The sequence below is a fragment of the Streptomyces sp. NPDC027185 genome (genome assembly GCF_055567035.1).
The window spans coordinates 335,180-360,573 of the sequence record NZ_JBVHRF010000004.1 but is presented as its reverse complement, the minus strand read 5'-3'; the positions used below and the strand labels follow the sequence as shown (position 1 = coordinate 360,573).

22 protein-coding genes are annotated in these 25,394 nt (G+C 71.9%); 19 read left to right on the top strand and 3 right to left on the bottom strand.

Annotation, left to right across the window (positions count from 1 at the left end):
* Positions 1 to 11: 11 nt before the first annotated feature.
* From ruvC to ACZ4M8_RS15185, 8 genes are all read left to right on the top strand, one after another.
* Positions 12 to 587 (top strand): crossover junction endodeoxyribonuclease RuvC, encoded by a 576-nt coding sequence (ruvC, locus tag ACZ4M8_RS15220; RefSeq protein WP_467607177.1) that lies wholly within the window; start codon positions 12 to 14, stop codon positions 585 to 587.
* Positions 584 to 1,198: a Holliday junction branch migration protein RuvA gene (gene ruvA / locus ACZ4M8_RS15215; protein WP_467607175.1), complete on the top strand. Its 615-nt coding sequence runs from the start codon at positions 584 to 586 to the stop codon at positions 1,196 to 1,198. The genes ruvC and ruvA overlap by 4 nt, the downstream gene beginning before the upstream one ends.
* Positions 1,199 to 1,289: 91 nt before the next feature.
* Positions 1,290 to 2,378 (top strand): Holliday junction branch migration DNA helicase RuvB, encoded by a 1,089-nt coding sequence (gene ruvB / locus ACZ4M8_RS15210; RefSeq protein WP_467607173.1) that lies wholly within the window; start codon positions 1,290 to 1,292, stop codon positions 2,376 to 2,378.
* Between the two features lie 163 nt (positions 2,379 to 2,541).
* On the top strand, positions 2,542 to 3,069 hold the full coding sequence (yajC, locus tag ACZ4M8_RS15205; protein ID WP_467607171.1) for a preprotein translocase subunit YajC: 528 nt from the start codon (positions 2,542 to 2,544) through the stop codon (positions 3,067 to 3,069).
* Positions 3,070 to 3,215: 146 nt separating this feature from the next.
* A complete protein-coding gene (gene secD, locus ACZ4M8_RS15200) occupies positions 3,216 to 4,991 on the top strand; it encodes a protein translocase subunit SecD (protein ID WP_467607169.1) in 1,776 nt (591 codons plus the stop codon).
* 1 nt (position 4,992) lies between these two features.
* Positions 4,993 to 6,120: a protein translocase subunit SecF gene (gene secF, locus ACZ4M8_RS15195; RefSeq protein ID WP_467607167.1), complete on the top strand. Its 1,128-nt coding sequence runs from the start codon at positions 4,993 to 4,995 to the stop codon at positions 6,118 to 6,120.
* Positions 6,117 to 6,665 carry an adenine phosphoribosyltransferase gene (locus ACZ4M8_RS15190; protein WP_467607164.1) on the top strand — a complete coding sequence of 183 codons (549 nt, stop codon included), beginning with the start codon at positions 6,117 to 6,119 and terminating at the stop codon, positions 6,663 to 6,665. Before secF ends, ACZ4M8_RS15190 begins: the two co-directional genes overlap by 4 nt.
* A 185-nt stretch (positions 6,666 to 6,850) precedes the next feature.
* Positions 6,851 to 9,490 (top strand): RelA/SpoT family protein, encoded by a 2,640-nt coding sequence (locus ACZ4M8_RS15185; RefSeq protein ID WP_467607163.1) that lies wholly within the window; start codon positions 6,851 to 6,853, stop codon positions 9,488 to 9,490.
* Positions 9,491 to 9,586: 96 nt separating this feature from the next.
* On the opposite strand, the gene ACZ4M8_RS15180 is transcribed toward ACZ4M8_RS15185, so the two are convergent.
* Together ACZ4M8_RS15180 and ACZ4M8_RS15175 are read right to left on the bottom strand one after the other, a co-directional pair.
* Entirely contained in the window at positions 9,587 to 10,816 is a 1,230-nt protein-coding gene (locus ACZ4M8_RS15180) for a DUF349 domain-containing protein (protein ID WP_467607161.1), read from the bottom strand.
* A 248-nt stretch (positions 10,817 to 11,064) separates the two neighbouring features.
* Complete coding sequence (locus ACZ4M8_RS15175; protein WP_467607160.1) at positions 11,065 to 11,886, bottom strand: peptidylprolyl isomerase; 822 nt, start codon at positions 11,884 to 11,886, stop codon at positions 11,065 to 11,067.
* A gap of 220 nt (positions 11,887 to 12,106) precedes the next feature.
* Between ACZ4M8_RS15175 and ACZ4M8_RS15170 the strand changes: the two genes are divergently transcribed.
* The 4 genes from ACZ4M8_RS15170 to ACZ4M8_RS15155 all read left to right on the top strand — a co-directional run bounded on the left by ACZ4M8_RS15170 (position 12,107) and on the right by ACZ4M8_RS15155 (position 16,636).
* The gene (locus ACZ4M8_RS15170; protein ID WP_467607157.1) at positions 12,107 to 12,820 is read left to right on the top strand and encodes an MBL fold metallo-hydrolase; all 714 of its coding nucleotides are present in this window, start codon (positions 12,107 to 12,109) and stop codon (positions 12,818 to 12,820) included.
* An 11-nt stretch (positions 12,821 to 12,831) separates the two neighbouring features.
* The gene (gene hisS, locus ACZ4M8_RS15165) at positions 12,832 to 14,094 is read left to right on the top strand and encodes a histidine--tRNA ligase (protein ID WP_467607155.1); all 1,263 of its coding nucleotides are present in this window, start codon (positions 12,832 to 12,834) and stop codon (positions 14,092 to 14,094) included.
* A gap of 396 nt (positions 14,095 to 14,490) precedes the next feature.
* Positions 14,491 to 15,132, top strand: coding sequence for a vitamin K epoxide reductase family protein (locus ACZ4M8_RS15160; protein ID WP_467607153.1), 642 nt, complete (start codon positions 14,491 to 14,493; stop codon positions 15,130 to 15,132).
* 91 nt (positions 15,133 to 15,223) lie between these two features.
* On the top strand, positions 15,224 to 16,636 hold the full coding sequence (locus ACZ4M8_RS15155; protein ID WP_467607151.1) for a replication-associated recombination protein A: 1,413 nt from the start codon (positions 15,224 to 15,226) through the stop codon (positions 16,634 to 16,636).
* A 59-nt stretch (positions 16,637 to 16,695) separates the two neighbouring features.
* Here the strand turns inward: ACZ4M8_RS15155 and ACZ4M8_RS15150 are convergent, their stop codons facing one another.
* Entirely contained in the window at positions 16,696 to 17,451 is a 756-nt protein-coding gene (locus ACZ4M8_RS15150) for a DUF2470 domain-containing protein (protein ID WP_467608028.1), read from the bottom strand.
* 182 nt (positions 17,452 to 17,633) lie between these two features.
* Here ACZ4M8_RS15150 and rpsD point away from each other — a divergent pair, with 182 nt between their 5' ends.
* From rpsD to ACZ4M8_RS15115, 7 genes are all read left to right on the top strand, one after another.
* Positions 17,634 to 18,245 carry a 30S ribosomal protein S4 gene (gene rpsD, locus ACZ4M8_RS15145; RefSeq protein WP_136744570.1) on the top strand — a complete coding sequence of 204 codons (612 nt, stop codon included), beginning with the start codon at positions 17,634 to 17,636 and terminating at the stop codon, positions 18,243 to 18,245.
* A gap of 288 nt (positions 18,246 to 18,533) precedes the next feature.
* Positions 18,534 to 18,968: a DUF948 domain-containing protein gene (locus tag ACZ4M8_RS15140; RefSeq protein WP_399093811.1), complete on the top strand. Its 435-nt coding sequence runs from the start codon at positions 18,534 to 18,536 to the stop codon at positions 18,966 to 18,968.
* A gap of 8 nt (positions 18,969 to 18,976) precedes the next feature.
* Positions 18,977 to 19,324 carry a DUF6167 family protein gene (locus ACZ4M8_RS15135; RefSeq protein WP_450956239.1) on the top strand — a complete coding sequence of 116 codons (348 nt, stop codon included), beginning with the start codon at positions 18,977 to 18,979 and terminating at the stop codon, positions 19,322 to 19,324.
* Complete coding sequence (alaS, locus tag ACZ4M8_RS15130) at positions 19,324 to 21,993, top strand: alanine--tRNA ligase (RefSeq protein ID WP_467607148.1); 2,670 nt, start codon at positions 19,324 to 19,326, stop codon at positions 21,991 to 21,993. The genes ACZ4M8_RS15135 and alaS overlap by 1 nt, the downstream gene beginning before the upstream one ends.
* Positions 21,994 to 22,007: 14 nt before the next feature.
* Positions 22,008 to 22,472, top strand: coding sequence for a Holliday junction resolvase RuvX (gene ruvX / locus ACZ4M8_RS15125; protein ID WP_399097286.1), 465 nt, complete (start codon positions 22,008 to 22,010; stop codon positions 22,470 to 22,472).
* Positions 22,473 to 22,591: 119 nt separating this feature from the next.
* Positions 22,592 to 24,454 (top strand): endolytic transglycosylase MltG, encoded by a 1,863-nt coding sequence (gene mltG, locus ACZ4M8_RS15120; RefSeq protein ID WP_467607146.1) that lies wholly within the window; start codon positions 22,592 to 22,594, stop codon positions 24,452 to 24,454.
* Entirely contained in the window at positions 24,447 to 25,292 is an 846-nt protein-coding gene (locus ACZ4M8_RS15115) for a shikimate dehydrogenase (protein ID WP_467607145.1), read from the top strand. Before mltG ends, ACZ4M8_RS15115 begins: the two co-directional genes overlap by 8 nt.
* Positions 25,293 to 25,394: the final 102 nt, after the last annotated feature.

Below are 25,394 nucleotides of genomic sequence, written 5' to 3'. Positions count from 1 at the left end.
GAGAGGCCATCGTGCGCGTACTGGGCGTGGACCCCGGGCTCACCCGCTGCGGCGTCGGCGTCGTGGACGGCGCCGTCGGCCGCCCGCTGACCATGGCCGGCGTCGGCGTGATCCGCACCCCGGCCGACGCCGACATCGCCGACCGCCTCGTCCTCGTCGAGCGCGGCATCGAGCAGTGGCTGGATGAGCACCGCCCCCAGTACGTCGCCGTGGAGCGGGTGTTCAGCCAGCACAACGTCCGTACGGTCATGGGCACCGCCCAGGCCAGCGCGGTCGCCATGCTCTGCGCCGCCCGCCGCGGCCTGCCGGTCGCCCTGCACACCCCCAGCGAGGTCAAGGCCGCGGTCACCGGCTCGGGCCGGGCCGGGAAGGAGCAGGTCGGCGCGATGGTGACGCGGCTGCTGCGGCTCGACGCCCCGCCGAAGCCGGCCGACGCCGCCGACGCCCTCGCGCTGGCCATATGCCACATCTGGCGCGCCCCCGCCGCCGGCCGCCTCCAGCAGGCCCACGCCGCGGCCCGCCGCGCCGCACCCTCCGCCCGTACCCCCGGCGTCCGCCGGGCCGCACCTCAGAAGGGCATCCGATGATCGCCTTCGTCTCCGGGCCGGTCGCGGCCCTCGGACCGGACACCGCCGTCGTCGAGGTCGGCGGCGTCGGCATGGCCGTCCAGTGCACCCCCGACACCCTCTCCGGCCTGCGCATCGGCAAGCCCGCCCGGCTCGCCACCTCCCTCGTCGTCCGCGAGGACTCCCTGACCCTCTACGGCTTCGCCGACGACGACGAGCGGGCCACCTTCGAACTGCTCCAGACCGCCAGCGGCGTCGGCCCCCGCCTGGCCCAGGCCATGCTCGCCGTGCACTCCCCCGACGCCCTGCGCCGCGCGGTGGCCACCGCCGACGAGAAGGCCCTCACCGCCGTCCCCGGCATCGGCAAGAAGGGCGCCCAGAAACTGCTGCTGGAGCTGAAGGACCGCCTCGGCGCGCCGCTCGGCACCGGCGGCGCCCCCGCGCCCGTCACCGCCGGCTGGAGCGATCAGCTGCACGCCGCGCTGATCGGCCTCGGCTACGCCACCCGCGAGGCCGACGAGGCGGTCGCCGCCGTCACCCCGCAGGCCGACGCCGCCGTCGCCGAGGGCGGCACCCCGCAGATCCCGCAGCTCCTCAAGGCGGCGCTGCAGACCCTCAACCGCACCCGCTGAGCGCCGCGGGCCCCGCGCCCGCCCGGCGCCCTGAACCGCAACGCACCACCCCCGGCGGCCCCGCCGCCCCGACCCCGCGAGGCATTCCGCAGTGAACTGGGACGACACCGCACCGTCCGCCGCAACCGACCCGGCCCCGGCCGCCGACCGGCTGGTCGGCGCCGCCGCCGACGGCGAGGACACCGCGGTCGAGGCCGCGCTGCGCCCCAAGGACCTCGGGGAGTTCGTCGGCCAGGAGCGGGTGCGCGAACAGCTCGACCTGGTGCTGCGCGCCGCCCGCGCCCGTGGCGCCACCGCCGACCACGTCCTGCTCTCCGGCGCCCCCGGCCTCGGCAAGACCACCCTCTCGATGATCATCGCCGCCGAGATGGGCGCCCCGATCCGCATCACCTCCGGTCCCGCCATCCAGCACGCCGGTGACCTCGCGGCGATCCTCTCCTCCCTCCAGGAGGGCGAGGTCCTCTTCCTCGACGAGATCCACCGGATGTCCCGCCCCGCCGAGGAGATGCTCTACATGGCGATGGAGGACTTCCGCGTCGACGTCGTCGTCGGCAAGGGCCCCGGCGCCACCGCCATCCCCCTCGACCTCCCGCCGTTCACCCTGGTCGGCGCCACCACCCGGGCCGGTCTGCTGCCGCCCCCGCTCCGCGACCGCTTCGGCTTCACCGGCCACATGGAGTTCTACGCCCCGCCGGAGCTGGAGCGCGTCCTGCACCGCTCCGCCGGGCTCCTCGACGTCGAGATCGACACCGAGGGCGCCGCCGAGATCGCCGGCCGCTCGCGCGGCACCCCCCGTATCGCCAACCGCCTGCTGCGCCGCGTCCGCGACTACGCCCAGGTCAAGGCGGACGGCGTGATCACCCGCGCCACCGCCGCACGCGCCCTCGATGTCTACGAGGTCGACGCCCGCGGTCTGGACCGCCTCGACCGCGGCGTCCTCACCGCCCTGCTGAAACTGTTCGGCGGCGGCCCCGTCGGCCTGTCCACCCTCGCGGTGGCGGTGGGGGAGGAGCGCGAGACCGTCGAGGAGGTCGCCGAACCGTTCCTGGTCCGCGAGGGGCTGCTGGCACGCACCCCCCGGGGCCGGATCGCCACACCCGCGGCCTGGGCCCACCTCGGTCTGGTCCCGCCCCAGCAGCAATCGGGGGCGCCGGGCCAGCAGGGACTGTTCGGGGCGTGACGGCGCGGGACGTGGCCGGGCCAGGAACTGCGGTGCGATGTTGTGCGTTGTTCCACTGGTGCGGACTGACTTAGACTCCGCCGATGCCGTCCCGTAGGGGCCGGCTTTCCACCCCCGCTATATGAGACCGCGGCTCAGCGGTCGTGCGAAGGATTTCCGTCCCGTGAGTTTCATGACTTTCTTCCCCTTCATCATCCTCATCGGGGCCATGTTCCTGATGACCCGCTCGGCCAAGAAGAAGCAGCAGGCGGCCGCGCAGATGCGTAACGAGATGCAGCCGGGCACCGGTGTCCGGACGATCGGGGGCATGTACGCGACCGTCAAGGAGATTCACGACGAGACGGTTCTCCTGGAGGTCGCGCCCGGCGTGCACGCCGTCTACGCCAAGAACGCCATCGGCGCGGTCCTCGCCGACGAGGAGTACAACCGCATCATCGACGGTGCCGACCCGGTCGTGCCCGACGACATCTCCTCGCTGACCGGCGACGACGCCACCGTTTCGGGTGAGAAGTCCGACAAGATCGACCTCGGCAAGGGGACCGGCCCCGGCAAGGACGCCGCCGCGGCCGACGCCGAGCCCGCGGCCGGTGAGAAGTCCGACGAGAAGTCCGCCGACGAGGCCCCGGCCGCCACGTCCGAGAAGGACGCGTCCGCCGCGGAGAAGAAGTCCGGCGACGCCGACGCGAAGTAGCCCGCCCCACGGAACCGCGACGCGTCCGCTGCGGGCGCCGCGGTTCCGTGACCGTCTAGGCTCCGGCGGGGGCACGTCCCCACAACACTTCGTGGCCGCTCGGCAGAGACTCCCCGCCGGGCGGTTGGACAGGGAGAAACGAGAAGGTGGCAGCACCGAAGAAGGGCCGCAGGGCGCCGGCCGGCCAGGGCAAGCCGGGGCGCACCCTGGTCCTCATCCTGATCGCCATGGTGGCGCTGGTCGGAGGCATGTTCGCCTCCGGCACGCTGACGCCCCGGCTGGGAATCGACCTGGCGGGCGGCACCAGCTTCACGCTCCAGGCCCAGAACCAGCCGGGCAAGCCCAACGCGATCAACGAGACCAACATGAAGACCGCCGCGGACATCATGGAGCGGCGCGTCAACGGACTGGGTGTGACCGAGTCCGAGGTCCAGACCCAGGGCACCAACCACATCATCGTGAACATCCCCAAGGGGACGGACGCGAAGCAGTCCCGCCAGCAGGTCGGCACCACCGCCCAGCTCGGCTTCCGCCCGGTGCTCACCACCACCGCCGGCGGCAAGACCCCCGAGCAGCCCGCCGGCACCCCCTCGGCGGGGACCAAGCCGGGCGGCAAGGACGGCAAGTCCGGCGGCGACGCCAAGGACGGCAAGGCCACGGACGGCAAGGGCGGCGCACCGACGCCCACCGCGAGCGCCACCACGCAGGGCCGCGCCGTCACGGACGCCCTGAAGAAGGACCCCACGCCGGGCGGCTCCCCCTCGCAGAAGCCCCAGACGCCCGCGACGCCGCCCGTCCCGGGTGAGACCGGTATCCCGGCGGCGCTCCAGAAGCAGCTCGCCGCCCTGGACTGCTCCACCAAGCAGAACCGCGCGCTGGCCGGCGAGCGGGCGGCCGGCACCAAGCCCAGCGACCCCGTCGTGGCCTGCAAGGACGACGGCACGCAGAAGTACGTGCTGGGTCCCGTCGGCGTCGAGGGCACCGACGTCAAGGACGCCAAGGCGGTCTTCGACGGCCAGACCGGCCAGGGCTGGATCGTCCAGATGGACTTCACCTCCGACGGCGGCAAGAAGTTCGCGGACATCACCGGCCAGCTGGCCACCAAGGTCCAGCCGCAGAACCAGTTCGCGATCGTCCTGGACGGCGCGGTCGTCTCCGACCCGCGCGTCAGCCAGCGGCTCAACGGCGGCAGCGCCACCATCTCCGGCGGCTTCACCCAGCAGACCGCCGAGGACCTCGGCAACATGCTGTCGTACGGCGCCCTGCCGCTCTCCTTCAAGATCGCCGACGAGACGACGGTCACCGCGGCGCTCGGCGGTGAGCAGCTGCACGCCGGTCTGATCGCCGGTGCGATCGGCCTCGCCCTCGTCGTCGTCTACCTCGTCGCCTACTACCGGGGCTTGGCGCTGGTCGCGCTGGCCAGCCTCGGGGTCTCAGCGGTCCTGACGTACACGATCATGACGCTGCTCGGCCCGACCATCGGCTTCGCGCTGAACCTCCCGGCGGTCTGCGGCGCCATCGTCGCCATCGGTATCACCGCCGACTCGTTCATCGTCTACTTCGAACGCATCCGGGACGAGATCCGCGAGGGCCGCTCCCTGCGACCGGCCGTCGAGCGGGGCTGGCCGCGCGCCCGCCGCACGATCCTGGTCTCCGACTTCGTGTCGTTCCTGGCCGCCGCGGTGCTCTTCATCGTCACCGTCGGCAAGGTCCAGGGCTTCGCGTTCACCCTCGGTCTGACCACGCTCCTCGACGTCGTCGTGGTGTTCTTCTTCACCAAGCCGCTGATGACGCTGCTGGCCCGCCGCAAGTTCTTCGCCGACGGCCATCCCTGGTCCGGCCTCGACCCCCAGCGTCTGGGCGCCCGGCCCCCGCTGCGCCGCCGTCGTCCCGCCGCCCCCACCCAGACGAAGGAGGCGTGAGATGTCCAAGCTCGGCAACCTCGGCGCCCGGCTCTACCGCGGTGAGGTCGGCTACGACTTCATCGGCAAGCGGAAGATCTGGTACGGCATCTCGGTCCTCATCACCGTCGTCGCCCTCGCCGGCCTGGTGGTGCGCGGACTGAACATGGGCATCGAGTTCTCCGGTGGTGCGGTTCTCACCACCCCGAAGACCTCCGTCTCCTCCTCCGAGGCCCAGCACCTGGCCGAGTCCGCCTCCGGCGGTCAGCAGGCCGTGGTGCAGAAGCTCGGCGGTGGCTCCCTGCGTATCCAGATCAGCGGTCTGGACACCAAGCAGGCGGTCCCGGTCCAGGAGAAGCTGGCCGAGGACCTGAAGGTCCCGGTCAAGGACATCAACACCCAGCTCGTCGGCCCGAGCTGGGGCGAGGAGATCGCCAACAAGGCGTGGCTGGGCCTGGGCATCTTCATGGTGCTGGTGGTCATCTACCTCGCCATCGCCTTCGAGTGGCGGATGGCGCTGGCCGCCCTGATCGCGCTGATCCACGACCTGACGATCACGGTCGGCGTCTACGCCCTGATCGGCTTCGAGGTCACCCCGGGCACGGTGATCGGTCTGCTCACCATCCTCGGATACTCCCTCTACGACACGGTCGTCGTCTTCGACAGCCTCAAGGAAGCGTCCAAGGACATCACCAAGCAGACCCGCTTCACCTACAGCGAGGTCGCCAACCGCTCCATCAACGGCACACTGGTCCGCTCCATCAACACCACGGTCGTCGCGCTGCTGCCGGTCGCCGGTCTGCTGTTCGTCGGCGGCGGTGTGCTGGGCGCGGGGATGCTCAACGACATCTCGCTCGCCCTCTTCGTCGGTCTCGCCGCCGGTGCGTACTCCTCGATCTTCATCGCGACCCCGCTGGTCGCCGACCTGAAGAACACCGAGCCGGAGATGAAGGCGCTGGCCAAGCGGGTCAAGGCCAAGCGCGCCGCGGCCGCCGCCAAGGAGGCCGAGCGCCCGCGGCCCGAGGACGGCGAGGGGCTGGACGGACCCGCGCCGGAGGGTGACGAGGCGGCCGCCGGTCTGGTCGCTCCCCGTACGCAGCCCGCCGCCCGCAACCGCGGACGCGGCCGCCCGTCGGGCAAGCGCCGATGAGCGACCCCGCCGCCCTGCGCGAGCTGCTGCTCAGCCGGATCACCGACGTGCCCGACTATCCGCAGCCGGGCGTGATGTTCAAGGACATCACCCCGCTGCTGGCGGACGCGTCCGCGTTCGGGGCGCTCACCGACGCCCTCGCCGAGCTGTGCGTACGCCACCGCGCGGACAAGATCGCCGGGCTGGAGGCGCGCGGCTTCATACTGGCCGCCCCCGCCGCCGTCCGCGCCGGCGTCGGTTTCGTCCCGGTCCGCAAGGCCGGCAAGCTGCCCGGCGCCACCCTCGGCCAGACGTACGACCTGGAGTACGGCACGGCCGAGATCGAGATCCACGCCGACGCGCTGGAGCCGGGCGACCGGGTCCTGGTCATCGACGACGTCCTGGCCACCGGCGGTACCGCCGACGCCTCCCTCCAGCTGGTGCGGCGCGCGGGCGCCGAGGTCGCGGGCCTGGCGGTCCTGCTGGAGCTGGGTTTCCTGGCGGGGCGCGAGCGGCTGGCGCCCACACTGCAGGGCGCTCCGCTGGAGGCCCTGGTCACGGTCTGATTCCGGCCGCCCGCAGCACGGCGCCGGGGCACTCGGGGGACACCTCCCCGGGCGCCCCGGCGCCGTCGTTGTGTCCGCCGTCACGGCCGCAGGAGTGGACCGGCGGCCAGGCCGATACGATGGCACCCCGGCCCGGTCGTGGCGCGATCGTGGCCTTGTGGTCCGGAACCACTTGAGGAGTGCTCTTGCCAGACGAGGCCCAGCCGCTCTCCCCCCGGCCGCGTCCGGCGGGATCCCCCGACGCGCCGGGGGCCGAGCCGAAGCCGCGGGCCGCAGGCCCCGCGGGCGCGCAGCCCGAACCCCGGGAGGCTCCCCGCGACGCAGCCGCGCCCCGGCCCGGCCCGACCGCCGGCGGTGCGGGACGGCCGGACGCCACCGGTCCGGAGCCGTCCGCCGGCTCCGCCGCCCGTCCGCAAGACCCCGAACCGGCCACGCCCCGGCCGCCGGCCCCCGAGCCGAAGCCGGGCCCGCCCGCCAAGGCCGACCGGCCGGCCCCGGTCGCCAAGCCGGCGCCGCCCGCGCCCGCCGGACGCTCCGGCTCCTCCAGCCGGGTCCGCGCCCGCCTCGCCCGCCTCGGCGTACAGCGCTCCAGCCCGTACAACCCGGTCCTGGAGCCGCTGCTGCGCGTCGTGCGGAGCAACGATCCCAAGATCGAGGCGGCCACGCTCCGGCAGATCGAGCGGGCCTACCAGGTCGCCGAGCGCTGGCACCGCGGCCAGAAGCGCAAGAGCGGCGATCCGTACATCACGCATCCGCTCGCGGTGACGACGATCCTCGCCGAGTTGGGCATGGACCCGGCCACGCTGATGGCCGGGCTGCTGCACGACACCGTCGAGGACACCGAGTACGGCCTCGACACCCTGCGCCGGGACTTCGGCGACCAGGTCGCGCTGCTCGTCGACGGCGTCACCAAGCTCGACCGCGTGAAGTTCGGTGAGGCGGCGCAGGCCGAGACGGTCCGCAAGATGGTCGTCGCGATGGCCAAGGATCCGCGCGTCCTCGTCATCAAGCTCGCCGACCGCCTGCACAACATGCGCACCATGCGCTACCTCAAGCGGGAGAAGCAGGAGAAGAAGGCCCGCGAGACGCTGGAGATCTACGCCCCGCTGGCGCACCGGCTGGGCATGAACACCATCAAGTGGGAGCTGGAGGACCTCGCCTTCGCGATCCTCTACCCCAAGATGTACGACGAGATCGTCCGCCTCGTCGCCGAGCGGGCCCCCAAGCGCGACGAGTACCTGGCCATAGTGACCGACGAGGTCCAGGCCGATCTGCGCGCCGCCCGCATCAAGGCCACCGTCACCGGCCGCCCCAAGCACTACTACAGCGTCTACCAGAAGATGATCGTCCGCGGCCGGGACTTCGCGGAGATCTACGACCTGGTCGGCATCCGCGTCCTCGTGGACACCGTCCGCGACTGCTACGCGGCGCTCGGCACCGTCCACGCGCGATGGAACCCGGTCCCCGGCCGGTTCAAGGACTACATCGCGATGCCGAAGTTCAACATGTACCAGTCGCTGCACACGACGGTCATCGGCCCGGCGGGCAAGCCCGTCGAACTGCAGATCCGCACCTTCGACATGCACCGCCGCGCCGAGTACGGCATCGCCGCGCACTGGAAGTACAAGCAGGAGGCCGTCGCCGGTGCCTCCAAGGTCCGCACCGACGTCCCCAAGGGCGCGGGCGGCAAGGGCGACACCGTCAACGACATGGCCTGGCTGCGGCAGCTGCTCGACTGGCAGAAGGAGACCGAGGACCCGGGCGAGTTCCTGGAATCGCTCCGCTTCGACCTCTCCCGCAACGAGGTCTTCGTCTTCACCCCGAAGGGCGACGTGATAGCGCTGCCCGCCGGCGCCACCCCCGTCGACTTCGCGTACGCCGTCCACACCGAGGTCGGCCACCGCACGATAGGAGCCCGTGTCAACGGGCGGCTCGTCCCGCTCGAATCGACGCTGGACAACGGCGATCTGGTGGAGGTCTTCACCTCCAAGGCGCCCGGCGCCGGGCCCTCGCGGGACTGGCTGGGCTTCGTCAAGTCCCCGCGCGCCCGCAACAAGATCCGCGCGTGGTTCTCCAAGGAGCGCCGCGACGAGGCGATCGAGCAGGGCAAGGACGCCATCGCCCGCGCGATGCGCAAGCAGAACCTCCCGATCCAGCGCATCCTGACCGGCGACTCGCTGGTCACCCTGGCGCACGAGATGCGCTACCCGGACATCTCGTCGCTGTACGCGGCGATCGGCGAGGGCCATGTCACCGCGCAGAGCGTCGTGCAGAAGCTGGTGCAGGCGCTCGGCGGCCAGGACGAGGCGACCGAGGACATCGCCGAGTCCACCCCGATCCGCCGCTCCAAGCGGCGCTCCAGCGCCGACCCGGGCGTGGTGGTCAAGGGCGTCGACGACGTCTGGGTGAAGCTGGCGCGCTGCTGCACCCCGGTGCCGGGGGACCCGATCATCGGGTTCGTCACCCGCGGCAGTGGCGTATCGGTTCACCGCGCCGACTGCGTCAACGTCGACTCCCTCTCCCGGCAGCCCGAGCGGATCCTGGAGGTCGAGTGGGCGCCCACCCAGTCCTCCGTCTTCCTCGTCGCCATCCAGGTCGAGGCGCTGGACCGCTCCCGGCTGCTGTCGGACGTCACCCGCGTCCTGTCCGACCAGCACGTCAACATCCTCTCCGCGGCCGTCCAGACCTCCCGCGACCGCGTCGCGACCTCCCGTTTCACCTTCGAGATGGGCGACCCCAAGCACCTGGGCCACGTCCTGAAGGCGGTCCGCGGCGTGGAGGGCGTCTACGACGTCTACCGGGTGACGTCGGCACGGCGGCCCTGAGGGCGGTACCGGCCCCGATACGGGAGAACCCCCGATACGGGAGAACCCCCGCCCGGACCCGAAGGTCCGAGCGGGGGTTCTCGCGTGTTCCGGGGCTCAGCCGCCGAACTCCTCCAGGCCCTTCAGCGCCTGGTCGAGCAGCGCCTTGCGGCCCGCCAGCTCCCGGCCGAGCTTGTCGGCCTTGGCGGTGTTACCGGCCGCGCGCGCCGTCTCGATCTGCTTCTCCAGCTTGTCGACGGCGTCCTGGAGCTGACCGGTCAGACCCGCGGCACGGGCCCGTGCCTCCGGGTTCGTCCGCCGCCACTCGGCCTCCTCGGCCTCCTGGATGGCCCGCTCGACGGCGTGCATCCGGCCCTCGATCTTCGGGCGGGCGTCGCGCGGGACGTGCCCGATGGCCTCCCACCGCTCGTTGACCGAACGGAACGCGGCCCGCGCCGCCTTGAGGTCGGTGACCGGCAGCAGCTTCTCCGCCTCGGCGGCCAGCTCCTCCTTGCGGGTCAGGTTCTCCCGCTGCTCGGCGTCCCGCTCCGCGAAGACCTCACCGCGCGCCTGGAAGAAGACGTCCTGCGCACCGCGGAAGCGGTTCCACAGGTCGTCCTCGTGCTCGCGCTGGGCGCGGCCCGCGGCCTTCCACTCCGCCATCAGCTCGCGGTACCGGGCGGCGGTCGCCCCCCAGTCCGTCGAGTTCGACAGCGCCTGCGCCTCGGCGACCAGCTTCTCCTTGACCTTGCGGGACTCCTCGCGCTGCGCGTCCAGCGACGCGAAGTGCGCCTTGCGCCGCTTGGAGAACGCCGAGCGGGCGTGCGAGAAGCGGTGCCACAGCTCGTCGTCCGTCCTGCGGTCCAGGCGCGGCAGGCCCTTCCAGGTGTCGACCAGGGCGCGCAGCCGCTCACCCGCCGCCCGCCACTGCTCGCTGGCGGCCAGCTCCTCGGCCTCGGCGACCAGCTTCTCCTTGGCCTGGCGGGCCTCGTCGCTCTGCTTCGCCTTCTGCGCCTTGCGCTCCTCGCGCCGCGAGTCGACGGTGGCGACCAGCGCGTCGAGCCGCTTCCTCAGCGCGTCCAGATCACCCACCGCGTGGTGCTCGTCGACCTGCTGGCGCAGATGGTCGATCGCGGCCGTCGCGTCCTTCGACGACAGGTCGGTGGTCTTGACCCGGCGCTCCAGGAGGCCGATCTCGACGACCAGGCCCTCGTACTTGCGCTCGAAGTAGGCGAGAGCCTCCTCGGGGGTTCCCGCCTGCCACGATCCGACGACCTGCTCGCCGTCGGCGGTACGCACGTACACGGTCCCCGTCTCATCGACGCGGCCCCATGGGTCGCTGCTCACAGCGCCTCCTCCACATGACACCGACGGGGCGTGCGGCCCCCCCGGCGTCGTCCACAGTTTCTGTCCGCCGAGGCTGTGCCCCGGCCGGTCCGACGGGCTGTCTTGCGGGAGAGGGGCCGGCCGTCGGAGCAGGCACCCTCCACATACGCCAATCTAGGCGACCCGGCGGTCGGCTGTCCGCATCCAGCACGACCGAATTCCACCGGCCCGGACCTCCGCCGACCTCGGCGGACGTCCCGGATCCCCGCTCAGGAGGCGGTGACCGTCGCGCGGTTGATGACCACGGTGGCGTTCGGCACGGTGTTGCCGGTCTCCTGATCGGGCGAGGAACCGGCGGCGGCGATCTTCTTCAGAACGTCGGTGCCGCCGGTGATCCGCCCGAACGGCGTGTAGTTCGGCGGCAGTTTGCTGTCCTGGTAGACGAGGAAGAACTGGCTGCCGCCGGTGTTCCGGGTCTTCTCGTCCTTGCCGTCGTAGCGGTTGGCCATCGCGACCGTGCCCGCCGGGTAGACGTCACCCTTCAGCCGGGGGTCCTTCAGGTTCTCGTCCGGGAGCGTGTAGCCGGGGGTGCCGCTGCCGGTGGCCGTCGGGTCGCCGCACTGCAGGACGTAGATCCCGGAGTCCACGAGCCGGTGGCAGCGGCTGTGGTCGAAGTAGCCCTGCTTCGCGAGGAAGGCGAAGGAGTTCACCGTGTGCGGCGCCTTCGCGGCGTCCAGCTGGAGATCGATCTCCCCGCAGGTGGTCCGCAGCTTCGCGGTGTACGTCGCGGAGGTGTCCACGGACATCTCCGGCTCCTTCTTCCACGTCTTCTTCGACGGCGCGCCCTTCTCGGGGCGGGCGCACGGATCGGCCGGCTGCGTCGGTCCGGCCGCCGCGGCGTCGTCGCGGTCCCCGCCGGCCAGCCCGGCGGTGGCGTACGCGGCACCGCCCGCGGCGACGACCACGGCCAGGACGCCCGCGATGATGACGTTGCGGCGCTTCGCCTTCTGCCGGGCCTCGGCCCGGCGCTGCTGCTGGCGCGCGTACTTCTCCCTGGCGAGCTGCCGCCGTCGCTGATCGCTGCTGACCACCGGTCGTCTCCTGTCCTGCACTGCGTGCCGCGCTCGGTCGCTCGGGCCACGGCCGGGCGATGCCCCTGGGTGTCGCGGCGCCCCGGGCCACCGGCCGTGGCCGTACCGTATACGGGTTCGCCGCCGCCACAGGTGCGCCGGTAGGCTCTGGAGCTGCCGAGTTGTTCCGGGAGCGGCCGCCTGCGCGAGGCGCCCGACCCCACGACCTTTAAGGACGAACGTGCTGATTGCCGGGTTCCCCGCCGGGGCCTGGGGGACCAACTGCTATCTGGTCGCCCCCGCCGCCGGCGAGGAGTGCGTGATCATCGACCCGGGCCACCGCGCCGCACAGGGCGTCGAGGAGGCGGTCGCCAAGCACCGGCTCAAGCCCGTCGCCGTCGTCCTCACCCACGGCCACATCGACCACGTCGCCTCGGTCGTCCCGGTGTGCGGCGCGCACGACGTGCCCGCCTGGATCCACCCCGAGGACCGCTTCATGATGAGCGACCCGGAGAAGGGTCTCGGCCGCGCCATCGGCGCCCCGCTCATGGGCGAGCTGACGGTCGGCGAGCCGGACGACGTCAAGGAGCTGGCGGACGGCAGCACCCTTCAGCTGGCCGGGATGGAGTTCTCCGTCGCGCACGCGCCGGGCCATACCAAGGGGTCGGTGACCTTCCGGATGCCCGAGCAGGCCGACATCCCGCCGGTCCTCTTCTCGGGCGACCTGCTGTTCGCCGGCTCCATCGGACGCACCGACCTGCCGGGCGGCGACCACGCCGAGATCCTGCGGTCGCTGGCACGCGTGTGCCTGCCGCTGGAGGACTCGACCGTCGTCCTGTCCGGCCACGGCCCCCAGACCACCATCGGCCGCGAGCGCGCCGGCAACCCCTTCCTGCGGGAGCTGGCCGACGGCCTCGGAGCGGGCACCACCGCCCCTCCGCGACGAGGAATGTGACGAGAGCTTCCGTGAGCACCTTTCAGGCCCCCAAGGGCACGTACGACCTGCTTCCCCCCAATTCCGCGACCTACCTCGCGGTCCGCGAGGCGATCTCCGCGCCGCTGCGCAACTCCGGCTACGGCTACATCGAGACGCCCGGCTTCGAGAACGTCGAGCTGTTCGCCCGCGGTGTCGGTGAGTCCACCGACATCGTGACCAAGGAGATGTACGCCTTCGAGACCAAGGGCGGCGACAGGCTCGCCCTGCGCCCCGAGGGCACCGCGTCCGTGCTGCGCGCGGCCCTGGAGGCCAATCTCCACAAGGGCGGCAACCTCCCCGTCAAGCTCTGGTACTCCGGTTCGTACTACCGCTACGAGCGTCCGCAGAAGGGCCGCTACCGCCACTTCTCGCAGGTCGGCGCGGAGGCCATCGGCGCGGAGGACCCGGCGCTCGACGCGGAGCTGATCATCCTCGCCGACCAGGCGTACCGCTCGCTGGGCCTGCGGAACTTCCGCATCCTGCTCAACTCGCTCGGCGACAAGGAGTGCCGCCCGGTCTACCGCGCCGCCCTCCAGGACTTCCTGCGCGGCCTCGACCTGGACGACGACACCCGCCGCCGCGTCGACATCAACCCGCTGCGGGTCCTCGACGACAAGCGGGAGTCCGTCCGCAAGCAGCTCACCGGCGCCCCCGCGCTCCGTGACTACCTCTGCGAGGCGTGCAAGGCGTACCACGAGCAGGTCCGGGAGCTGCTGACCGCGGCGGGCGTCACCTTCGAGGACGACGCCAACCTGGTGCGCGGGCTCGACTACTACACCCGCACCACCTTCGAGTTCGTCCACGACGGCCTCGGCTCGCAGTCCGCGGTGGGCGGCGGCGGCCGGTACGACGGCCTGTCCGAGATGATCGGCGGCCCGGCGCTGCCGTCCGTCGGCTGGGCGCTGGGCGTCGACCGTACGGTGCTGGCGCTGGAGGCGGAGGGCGTCACGCTCGACATCCCGGCGGCCACCGCCGTCTACGCGGTCCCGTTGGGCGAGGAGGCCCGCCGGGTGCTGTTCGCGCGGGTCACCGAGTTGCGCAGGGCCGGGATCGCGACGGACTTCGCCTTCGGCGGCAAGGGCCTGAAGAACGCCATGAAGTCGGCCAACCGCTCCGGCGCCCGGCTGGCGCTGGTCGCCGGTGAGCGCGATCTGGCCGAGGGCGTCGTCCAGTTGAAGAACCTGGAGAGCGGCGAGCAGACCGCCGTCCCGCTGGACGCGGTGGTCACCGAGGTCCGGCGCACGCTGGGCTGATATCCCGAAGCGGTACGGGGCCGGCGGGGCCGGGGCGGACACCTTCGGGTGGCTCGGGCCCGGCCCCGCCGGCCGTTTCCGTGCCGGGGGACGCGGCCCTGCTCCCCGGACCCGGGGCCCGCGTCAAGGCGGCGCCCGGCCGTTCATCCTCCCGGCTGGTCCGGCCCGGCACCCGTGGCGGGAAGCGGGCCCGGGAGACGGCGACGGCGCTGTTCGCGGCGGTGGCGGGGCGGTGCGGCGGCCCGCGAGGACGGTCCGGCGTGCCCCCGGAGGCGTTCGTCTTTATGTCCGTCGAACGGTGGCACGGGCCGCGGTTGGGGCAGAATGTTCAGGCGGCCGCTGCCCGCGGGCCCGCTCTTCCACCCCACCCCACAAGGGATCGACGGAACTCGCGATATGACGACGACAGCGCTTGACGACGTGTCCACCGACGACGACCGCGGAAGTGATCGCGGCACCATCGGCTCGGGCCGCGGGCTCGCCTGGCTCCTGATGATCACCGGCGCGCTCGGCGTCCTGGCGTCGTGGGTCATCATGAGCGACGAGATCGAGCTGCTGAAGGACCCGAACTTCAAGCCTGCCTGCAGCTTCAACCCGATCATCTCGTGCGGCAGCGTGATGCAGAGCGCCCAGGCGAGCGTCTTCGGCTTCCCGAACCCGATGGCCGGGCTGATCGCCTTCCCCGTGGTCGTCGCGATCGGCGTGGGCCTCCTGGCGGGCGCCCGCTACCGCCGCTTCTACTGGATCGGCCTCAACGTCGGCTCCCTGCTGGGCGCCGTCTTCTGCATGTGGCTGATGACGCAGACGCTCTACGAGATCAACGCCCTCTGCCTGTGGTGCACGCTCACCTGGTGCGTCACGATCCTGATGTTCTGGTACACCACCGTCCACAACATCAAGCACGGCATCATCCCGCTCCCCGCCGGGCTCCGCGGCGCGGTGTTGGAGTTCCACTGGGTCGTCCCGGTCCTGTGGTACGGCGTGATCGCGCTGCTGATCCTGACCCGCTGGTGGTCGTACTGGTCGTCGCTGCTCTGACGCCCCCGCGTCCCCTTCCGCCCGGCCGCCGGTCCTTGTGTGGACCGGCGGCCGGGCGGCGTTGTCAGTGGGGTGGCATAGGCTCGTGAGCGTGGAGCCCGACCTGTTCACCGCCGCAGCCGAAGACCGTCAGGAGAAGGACCCGGCCGGGTCCCCCCTCGCCGTACGGATGCGTCCGCGCACCCTCGACGAGGTCGTGGGCCAGCAGCATCTGCTCAAGCCCGGCTCGCCGCTGCGGCGGCTGGTGGGGGACGACGAAGGGGGCGGGCCCGAAGGGCCCTCCGGCAAGGGCGGTGGCGGGCGACGGGCGGGCGGGCCTGCCGGTCCGTCCTCGGTTTTTCTCTGGGGACCGCCCGGGATCGGCAAGACCACCCTCGCCTACGTCGTCAGCCAGGCGACCAACAAGCGGTTCGTGGAGCTGTCGGCGATCACCGCGGGCGTCAAGGAGGTGCGGGCGGTCATCGACGGCGCGCGCCGCGCCTCGGGCGGCTTCAGCAAGGAGACCGTCCTCTTCCTCGACGAGATCCACCGCTTCAGCAAGGCCCAGCAGGACTCCCTGCTCCCCGCGGTGGAGAACCGCTGGGTCACCCTGATCGCCGCCACCACCGAGAATCCGTACTTCTCGGTGATCTCCCCGCTGCTCTCCCGTTCGCTGCTGCTCACCCTGGAGCCGCTGACCGACGATGACCTGCGGGGGCTGCTGCGCAGGGCGCTCACCGCGGAGCGCGGGCTGGGCGGCGCGGTGACGCTGCCCGAGGACACCGAGGCCCATCTGCTGCGGATCGCCGGCGGGGACGCCCGGCGCGCGCTGACGGCGCTGGAGGCGGGCGCGGGCGCGGCGCTGGCCAAGGGCGAGCCGGAGATCACCCTCCGGACCCTGGAGGAGTCCGTCGACCGCGCCGCGGTCAAGTACGACCGGGACGGCGATCAGCACTACGACGTCGCCAGCGCGTTGATCAAGTCCATCCGGGGCTCCGACGTCGATGCCGCGCTGCACTATCTGGCGCGCATGATCGAGGCGGGGGAGGACCCGCGGTTCATCGCCCGGCGGCTGATGATCTCGGCGAGCGAGGACATCGGGCTGGCCGATCCCTCCGCGCTGCAGACGGCGGTGGCCGCGGCGCAGGCGGTCGCCATGATCGGCTTCCCCGAGGCCCGGATCACGCTGAGCCAGGCCACCATCGCGCTCGCCCTGGCCCCCAAGTCCAATGCCGCGTACATGGCGATAGACGCCGCGCTGGCCGACGTCCGCGCAGGTCAGGCCGGTCCCGTCCCGCCGCATCTGCGCGACAGCCACTACAAGGGCGCCGAGAAGCTGGGCCACGGCAAGGGGTACCAGTACCCGCACGACCTGCCCGGCGGTATCGCGGCCCAGCAGTACGCCCCCGACGCGGTGCACGGCAAGCGGTACTACACCCCGACCCGGCACGGCGCCGAGGCCCGCTACGCCGAGGTGGCCGACCGGGTCCGGGCCCGGCTGCACGGCGGCGCGACGGAGAGCTGAGGCCGAAAGGCCGCCCGGGACGCACGCGGGCCGCGATCACCCCGAGGCGCGGCCCGCCGTCACTCCTGCGCGGCTTCGAAGAGTGTGTGCATCGCGCGCCGCAGCTCGGCGACGTCGCGGACGGGTTCGGGGAAGTCGAAGCGGGCGTCGAACGGCGGCCGCCCCTCGCCGACGAAGCGGACCCGCAGCCCGAAGCGGTCCAGGGCCACCGGCGTGGCCTCCTCCCGGGCGCCGCACATCCCGGCGCTCCGCGCCCCGAGCAGCCCGCACAACCCGCGGACCTGTGAGCCGTGCGCGGTGTGCAGATGCTGGAGCAGTTCGGCCTCGTGGGCGACGAGCGGATCGGGCGCGGCGGCCGCGAACTCGTCGGGCTCGGCGCTCTCCGCGCCCCACAGGTCGTCCACCACGCACTCGCCGACCTCCAGGCGCAGCATCATCCAGGCGGCCCGTCCGGGGATCCCGGGCGCCGCCTGCGGCTGGAGCGCCTCGCCGATGCCGAGCAGCTCACCGACGGGATGCCGTTCGGCGAGCAGCTTCGCGCAGCGGGCCCGGTCGTCGTTGCGTACGGGGGTGAGCCAGCCCGCCACCCAGGCGCGGCCGCGGACGCGGTGGGGTACCGAAACGGGGGCGACATCGGTGATCTCCATCACGGCTGCCAGGTCGTCGTCCTGGGCGTACGCGGCGGCGCGGGCGGCCGCGGAGTCGCCAGGAGCCAGCAACAGCACGTCTCCCTCGGGGGTCACGGTCCGGCAGACCGGTGCCGAGAGCCCGCTGGGGTCGGGGTCCTCGACTCCGGGAATGCTCAGCGACCCCATACCATTGGATTCGACGAGGGTGCGTACGCGCTCGGCCGCCGATGGCCGGGCGTCTTCCACGGGACGCGGCTGACCCGCCTCGGTGCCCTGAGCGGCGCCGGGCAGGGGGATCCCAGGTCGAAACATGCGTTCTCCTCGCGCTAAGGTAAGCCTCACCTAACTTACACGGAGGTCCGTTCCACGTGAACCAGTCGCGTCCCAAGGTCAAGAAGTCCCGCGCGCTCGGCATCGCCCTGACGCCGAAGGCCGTCAAGTACTTCGAGGCCCGTCCCTACCCGCCCGGCGAGCACGGCCGTGGCCGCAAGCAGAGCAGTGACTACAAGGTCCGTCTGCTGGAGAAGCAGCGCCTGCGTGCGCAGTACGACATCAGCGAGCGCCAGATGGCGCGTGCCTACGACCGCGCTCGGAAGGTCGAAGGCAAGACGGGCGAGGCCCTCATCGTCGAGCTTGAGCGCCGTCTGGACGCGCTCGTCCTGCGTTCGGGCATCGCCCGCACGATCTACCAGGCGCGCCAGATGGTCGTCCACGGCCACATCGCCGTGAACGACCGCAAGGTCGACAAGCCCTCCTTCCGCGTCCGCCCCGGCGACGTCGTGATGGTCCGCGAGCGCAGCCGCGAGAAGCACCCCTTCCAGGTGGCGCGCGAGGGCGGCTACGCCCCCGACGGCGAGACCCCCCGCTACCTGGAGGTCAACCTCCAGGCGCTGGCGTTCCGCCTCGACCGGGACCCCAACCGCAAGGAGATCCCGGTGATCTGCGACGAGCAGCTCGTCGTCGAGTACTACGCCCGCTGATCCAGGCGTAGCCACCGGCATCACCCGGCCCGCCGTTCCCCGCTCGCGCGGGGCGGCGGGCCGCTGCCGTTCCCCGGGCCGCGCGGCGTACGGGCCGCTCGCGGGGGGCCCGTCGCCCGGCCCGTACAATCGGCCACTCGCCTGCCTCCGGGCCCCGCCGGCCGCCCCGTAATCCGGTCGGACGGGCCGTCACGGCGCGATAAGGTCGAGGTGCCGTTCGCACCGCACGGGGCCGGGGCGGATCAGACGGAATGGCCAGTTCGGAGAGTGTCGGAGAGTGGTGCCAGCGTGACCGGTGGAGAGGTGGCGGGGATCCTGGTCGCCGTCTTCTGGGCGATCCTCGTGTCGTTCCTCGCCCTCGTGCTGGTGAGGCTCGCACAGACGCTCAAGGCGACGACGAAGATGGTGGCCGAGGTCTCGGACCAGGCCGTTCCGCTGCTCGCCGACGCGTCCGCGACGGTCCGCTCGGCCCACACCCAGCTCGCCCGCGTCGACGCCATCGCCTCCGACGTCCAGGAGGTCACCGCCAACGCCTCCGCGCTCTCCTCGACCGTCTCCTCCGCCTTCGGCGGACCGCTGGTCAAGGTCGCCGCCTTCGGCTACGGCGTACGCCGCGCGATCGGGAAGAAGGGCGCACCGCGGCCCGAGCCCACCGTCGTCGTTGGCCGTACCCTCCCCGGCGCCCGCCGCGGCGGGCGCCGCAACCGCCGCTCCAAGGACTGATCACCGCGATGTTCCGCCGCGCATTCTGGTTCACCACCGGCGCCGCCGCCGGCGTCTGGGCCACCACCAAGGTCAACCGCAAGCTGCGCAGCCTGCAGCCCGACAGTCTCGCCGCGCAGGCCGCGGACAAGGCCGTCGAGACCGGCCACCGGCTGCGCCGCTTCGCGCTGGACGTCCGTACGGGAATGGCGGACCGTGAGGAACAGTTGCACGAAGCGCTGGGCCTGACCGCACCCGGTGACGTCCGGGAACTGCCCGTATCGCGCCCCCGCGCGGTGCTCGAAACGCCCCACCCCACCACGAGAGCGACCGGACCGTCCGGGATCGCCGGACCGACTGGAAATGAGGACCACTGATGGAGTCGGCAGAAATCCGCCGCCGCTGGCTGCGCTTCTTCGAGGAGCGCGGGCACACCGTCGTGCCGTCGGCGTCGCTCATCGCGGACGACCCGACGCTGCTGCTGGTCCCCGCGGGCATGGTGCCCTTCAAGCCGTACTTCCTCGGTGAGGTCAAGCCGCCGTGGCCGCGCGCCACCAGCGTGCAGAAGTGCGTGCGCACGCCCGACATCGAAGAGGTCGGCAAGACCACCCGGCACGGCACGTTCTTCCAGATGTGCGGCAACTTCTCCTTCGGCGACTACTTCAAGGAAGGCGCCATCAAGAACGCCTGGGAGCTGCTGACCAGCTCCCAGGAGGACGGCGGCTACGGCCTGGAGCCCGAGAAGCTCTGGATCACCGTCTACCTCGACGACGACGAGGCCGAGCGCATCTGGCACGAGGTCGTCGGCGTGCCCAAGGAGCGCATCCAGCGCCTGGGCAAGAAGGAGAACTACTGGTCCATGGGTGTCCCCGGCCCGTGCGGACCGTGCTCCGAGATCAACTACGACCGCGGCCCGGAGTTCGGCGTCGAGGGCGGCCCGGCCGTCAACGACGAGCGGTACGTCGAGATCTGGAACCTCGTCTTCATGCAGTACGAGCGGGGCGCGGGCATCGGCAAGGAGGACTTCGAGATCCTCGGCGAGCTGCCCAGCAAGAACATCGACACCGGCCTCGGCCTGGAACGCCTGGCGATGATCCTCCAGGGCGTCCGCAACATGTACGAGACCGACACCCTGCGCGTCGTCATCGACAAGGCCACCGAGCTGACCGGCGTGCGCTACGGCGCCGCCGACGACACCGACGTCTCGCTCCGCGTCGTCGCCGACCACATGCGTACCTCCACGATGCTCATCGGTGACGGCGTCACCCCGGGCAACGAGGGCCGCGGCTACGTCCTGCGCCGCATCATGCGCCGCGCCATCCGCAACATGCGGCTGCTCGGCGCCACCGGCCCGGTCGTCGCCGAGCTGCTGGACACCGTCATCAAGACGATGGGCCAGCAGTACCCGGAGCTGCTGGAGGACCGCCGCCGCATCGAGACCGTCGCCCTCGCCGAGGAGGCCGCCTTCCTCAAGACGCTGAAGGCCGGCACCAACATCCTCGACACCGCCGTCACCGACACCAAGGCCGCAGGCGGTACGGTCCTCCCCGGCGACAAGGCGTTCCTGCTCCACGACACCTGGGGCTTCCCGATCGACCTCACCCTGGAGATGGCCGCCGAGCAGGGCCTGTCCGTGGACGAGGACGGCTTCCGCCGCCTGATGAAGGAGCAGCGGGAGCGCGCCAAGGCCGACGCCCAGGCCAAGAAGCACGGCCACGCCGACCTCTCCGCCTACCGCGCCGTCGCCGACGCCTCCGGCGCCACCGAGTTCACCGGCTACCGCGCCACCGAGGGTGAGTCCACCGTCGTCGGCCTGCTGGTCAATGGCGTCTCGGCGCCCGCCGCCCACGAGGGTGACGAGGTCGAGATCGTCCTGGACCGCACCCCCTTCTACGCCGAGGGCGGCGGTCAGCTCGCCGACACCGGCCGGATCAAGCTGGACTCCGGCGCCGTCGTCGAGGTCCGCGACGTCCAGAAGCCGGTCCCCGGCGTCGTCGTCCACAAGGGCGTCGTCCAGGTCGGTGAGGTCGTGGTCGGCTCCGGCGCGTACGCCGCGATCGACGTGACCCGCCGCCGGGCCATCGCCCGCGCCCACAGCGCCACCCACCTCACCCACCAGGCGCTGCGCGACGCCCTCGGGCCGACCGCCGCCCAGGCCGGTTCGGAGAACTCCCCGGGCCGCTTCCGCTTCGACTTCGGCTCCCCGGCGGCCGTGCCCGGCGCCGTCCTCACCGACGTCGAGCAGAAGATCAACGAGGTGCTCTCGCGCGAGCTGGACGTGCACGCCGAGGTCATGAGCATGGAGGACGCCAAGAAGCAGGGCGCCATCGCGGAGTTCGGCGAGAAGTACGGTGACCGGGTGCGCGTCGTGACGATCGGTGACTTCTCCAAGGAGCTGTGCGGCGGCACCCACGTCCACAACACCGCCCAGCTGGGACTGGTGAAGCTGCTGGGCGAGTCGTCGATCGGCTCCGGTGTCCGCCGGGTCGAGGCCCTCGTCGGTGTCGACGCGTACAAGTTCCTCGCCCGGGAGCACACGGTCGTCTCGCAGCTGACGGAGCTGGTCAAGGGCCGTCCGGACGAGCTGCCCGAGAAGATCTCCGGGGTGCTGGCCAAGCTGAAGGACGCCGAGAAGGAGATCGAGAAGTACCGCGCGGAGAAGGTCCTCCAGGCCGCCGCTGGTCTCGCCTCCGGCGCCAAGGACGTCCGCGGGGTGGCCCTGGCCGCCGCCCAGGTCCCCGAGGGCACCTCCGCCGACGACCTGCGCAAGCTCGTCCTGGACGTCCGCGGCCGGATCCCCGGTGACCGCCCCGCCGTCGTGGCGCTGTTCTCGGTCGCGGGCGGCCGCCCGGTCACGGTCATCGCCACCAACGAGGCCGCCCGTGAGCGCGGCATCAAGGCCGGTGACCTGGTCCGTACGGCGGCCAAGACGCTCGGCGGCGGTGGTGGCGGCAAGCCGGACGTCGCCCAGGGCGGCGGCCAGAACGCCGCGGCCGTGCCCGAGGCGCTGGAAGCCGTCGAGCGGCTCGTCGCCGAGGTGGCCTGAGCGCAGTGAGTGAGATTCGACGCGGTCGGCGGATCGCCGTGGACGTCGGGGACGCCCGCATCGGGGTCGCTTCGTGCGACCCCGATGGGGTGCTCGCCACACCTGTCGAGACGGTCCCCGGACGGGACGTCCCGGCGGCGCACCGTCGTCTCAAGGCGATCGTCGAGGAGTACGAGCCGCTGGAGGTCGTCGTCGGGCTCCCGCGTTCCCTGAATGGCTCAGAGGGGCCCGCCGCGGCCAAGGTCCGGGCGTTCGCCCAGGTGCTGGCCGAAAACATCGCCCCGATCGAGGTGCGGTTGGTGGACGAACGTATGTCCACGGTGACCGCCGCACAAGGGCTGCGGGCCTCCGGGGTGCGCAGCAAGAAGGGCCGCTCGGTCGTTGATCAGGCGGCCGCGGTGGTGATCCTGCAGAGCGCGCTGGAGACGGAACGGACCTCGGGCCGGGCTCCGGGAGAATGCATCCGAGTGGTCATCTGATGCCAGTACGGTAACGTTCCGCGATGCGACGCGGCGTAGACGAGCCGCGCAGGTAGAGGCGGGTCGGTACCACTCAGCGCCGGACAGGAGCGCGCCCGCCTCTCGGCTCAAGGGGATCGATGACCGAGTATGGCCGGGGCCACCGCTCCGAACCGTGGCACCCCGAGGACCCGCTCTACGGAGACCAGGGGTCCTACGGAGGGCACGCGCAGGGCTCCCCGTGGGGCGGCCGGGACACCGCTACGGCCGCTCCGCAGTACGACGACGGCCGGTACGGCACCCCGCACGGCGGGGTGCCGTACGACCCGTACGGCACCCGGGCGCCGCACGATCCGCTCACGGATCCCTACCCCGACCCGTACGCCGCCCCCGCCGGCTACCCGTCCGCACCGGAGCCGCAGGGGTACGCGCAGAACCCGGGCCACCAGCCGTACGACCCGGGACCGTACGGGCCCCCGTACCCGCACGACCAGCGGTATCCCCAGGAAACCCCGTACCCGCAGGACCAGGGGTACGCCGGGCAGCCGGGCCACCACCCCCAGGAGCCGCAGTACCCGCACGACGGGCAGTACCCGCACGACCAGCGGTATCCGCAGGACGAGCGGTACCCGTACGAGCCGCAGTACCCGCAGGATCCGGCCTACGGCGACCCGCACCACCAGCAGGACCCGCAGCCGTACCCGCCCCACGACCAGGACCGGGCTCCGGCGCCGCAGGCGGCGCCCGTGGACGGGCCGGAGGACGACTGGCAAACCGGCGGCGGGCGTGAGCCCGGCGACGGCCACGCGTTCTTCGCCGACGACCCGGCGGGCGACGGGCCGGAGGCGGACGACGAGGACGCGCGCCCGGCCACCGACCGCTCCGGCCACGAGGGCCGCGGAAAGGAGACGAAGCGCCGGGGCGGCTGCGCCCGGTTCCTCATCGCCGCGGTGATAGCCACCGGCGTCGGCACGGTCGGCTATTTCGGCTACCAGTTCTACGAGAGCCGTATCGCCAGCCCTCCGGACTTCGAGGGCGAGGGCGCCGGCGCACTCCAGGTGGAGATCCCGGACGGCGCCCCCCTCCAGCAAATGGGCCAGATTCTCAAAAAGGAAGGTGTCGTCAAGAGCGTCGATGCCTTCACCGCCGCGGCGAAGGAGAATCCGAAGGGTTCCGCGCTCCAGCCCGGCAGTTATTCGATGCGCCGCCACATGTCGGCGGCGGCCGCCGTCGAGCTGATGCTGGACCCGAAGAGCCGTAACGGCCTGACCGTCCAGGAGGGGCTGCGGGCCGGTGCGGTGTACGACCTCATAGACAAGAAGCTCCGAGTGAGGTCCGGCACCACGAAGGCCGCCGCCGAGAAGAATCTCAAGAGCCTCGGACTGCCTTCCTGGGCCGATGACTCCGAGAAGATCAAGGACCCGCTGGAAGGGTTCCTCTACCCCTCGACGTACAACGTGAGCGGTCAGGCCACCCCCACCGACGTGCTGAAACAGATGGTGGCGCGGGCCGACCAGGAGTACAAGCGCTACGACCTGGCGGCGAAGGCGGAGAAGTACCACCTCGACTCGCCGCTCCAGTTGCTGACCGTGGCCAGCCTGACGCAGGCGGAAGGCATCACCCACGAGGACTTCCGCAAGATGGCCGCCGTCATCTACAACCGGCTCGAACCGGACAACTACGCCACCAACCAGAAGCTCGAATTCGACTCGACGTACAACTATCTGAAGAACCAGAGCAAGATCAATATCGGGATCGGCGAGATCAGGAATTACAACGATCCCTACAACACCTATTTCTACCGGGGTCTGCCGCCCGGTCCGATCGGAAATCCTGGTGCCGACGCGCTGAAGGCGGCGATCGACCCGGACAATTCCGCGAAGTGGCTCTTCTTCATCTCCGTCGACGGCAAGAAGACCGACTTCACCACGAATCTCACCGACCACAACAAGCTCGTGCAGCAGTTCAACGAACGGCAGCGGGCGCGGAAGCAGAATGGCTGAGGACAAGGCAGTGACGGACACCAAGCAGGCAGCGGTCCTGGGATCGCCGATCGCCCACTCCCTCTCGCCGGTCCTGCACCGCGCCGCCTACCGCGAACTGGGCCTGGACGGCTGGGAGTACGGCCGCTTCGACGTCGACGAGACGGCGCTGCCCGCCTTCGTGGAGAAGCTCGATGCGAGCTGGGCCGGGCTCTCGCTGACCATGCCGCTCAAGCGCGCGATCATCCCGCTGCTGGACGGGATCAGCGCCACCGCCGCCTCCGTGGAAGCCGTCAACACCGTCGTCCTCACCGACGACGGGCGCCGCACCGGCGACAACACCGACATCCCCGGCATGATCGCGGCGCTGCGCGAGCGCGGGGTGACCCGGGTCGAGCGCGCCGCCGTCCTCGGCGCCGGTGCCACCGCCTCCTCGGCGCTCGCCGCGCTCGCCCAGCTCTGCGACGGCGAGGTCACCGCGTACGTCCGCAGCGCGCCGCGCGCCGCCGAGATGCGCGGCTGGGGCGAGCGCCTGGGCGTCGCGGTCACCACCGCGCCCTGGGAGGAGGCGGCCGAGGCGCTCCACGCGCCGCTGGTCGTCGCCACCACCCCGGCGGGCACCACGGACGCGCTCGCCACCGCCGTCCCGGAGGCGCCCGGCACCCTCTTCGACGTGCTGTACGAGCCCTGGCCCACCGCGCTGGCGGCCGCCTGGTCGGCCCGTGGCGGTGCGGTCGTCGGCGGTCTCGACCTGCTGGTGCACCAGGCCGTCCTCCAGGTCGAGTTGATGACCGGGCGGGCCCCGGCGCCGCTGGCCGCGATGCGCGCGGCGGGTGAGCGGGCCCTCGCCGCCCGCTGACGGCCGCTTCCGTCCACCTGGTCCGTTCCCTGGACGCGGAACGGTTCGTCCGCCGTGGCGTGGGAAGATCGGGGGAGACCGTAGGCGCGGTAAGCATTTCAG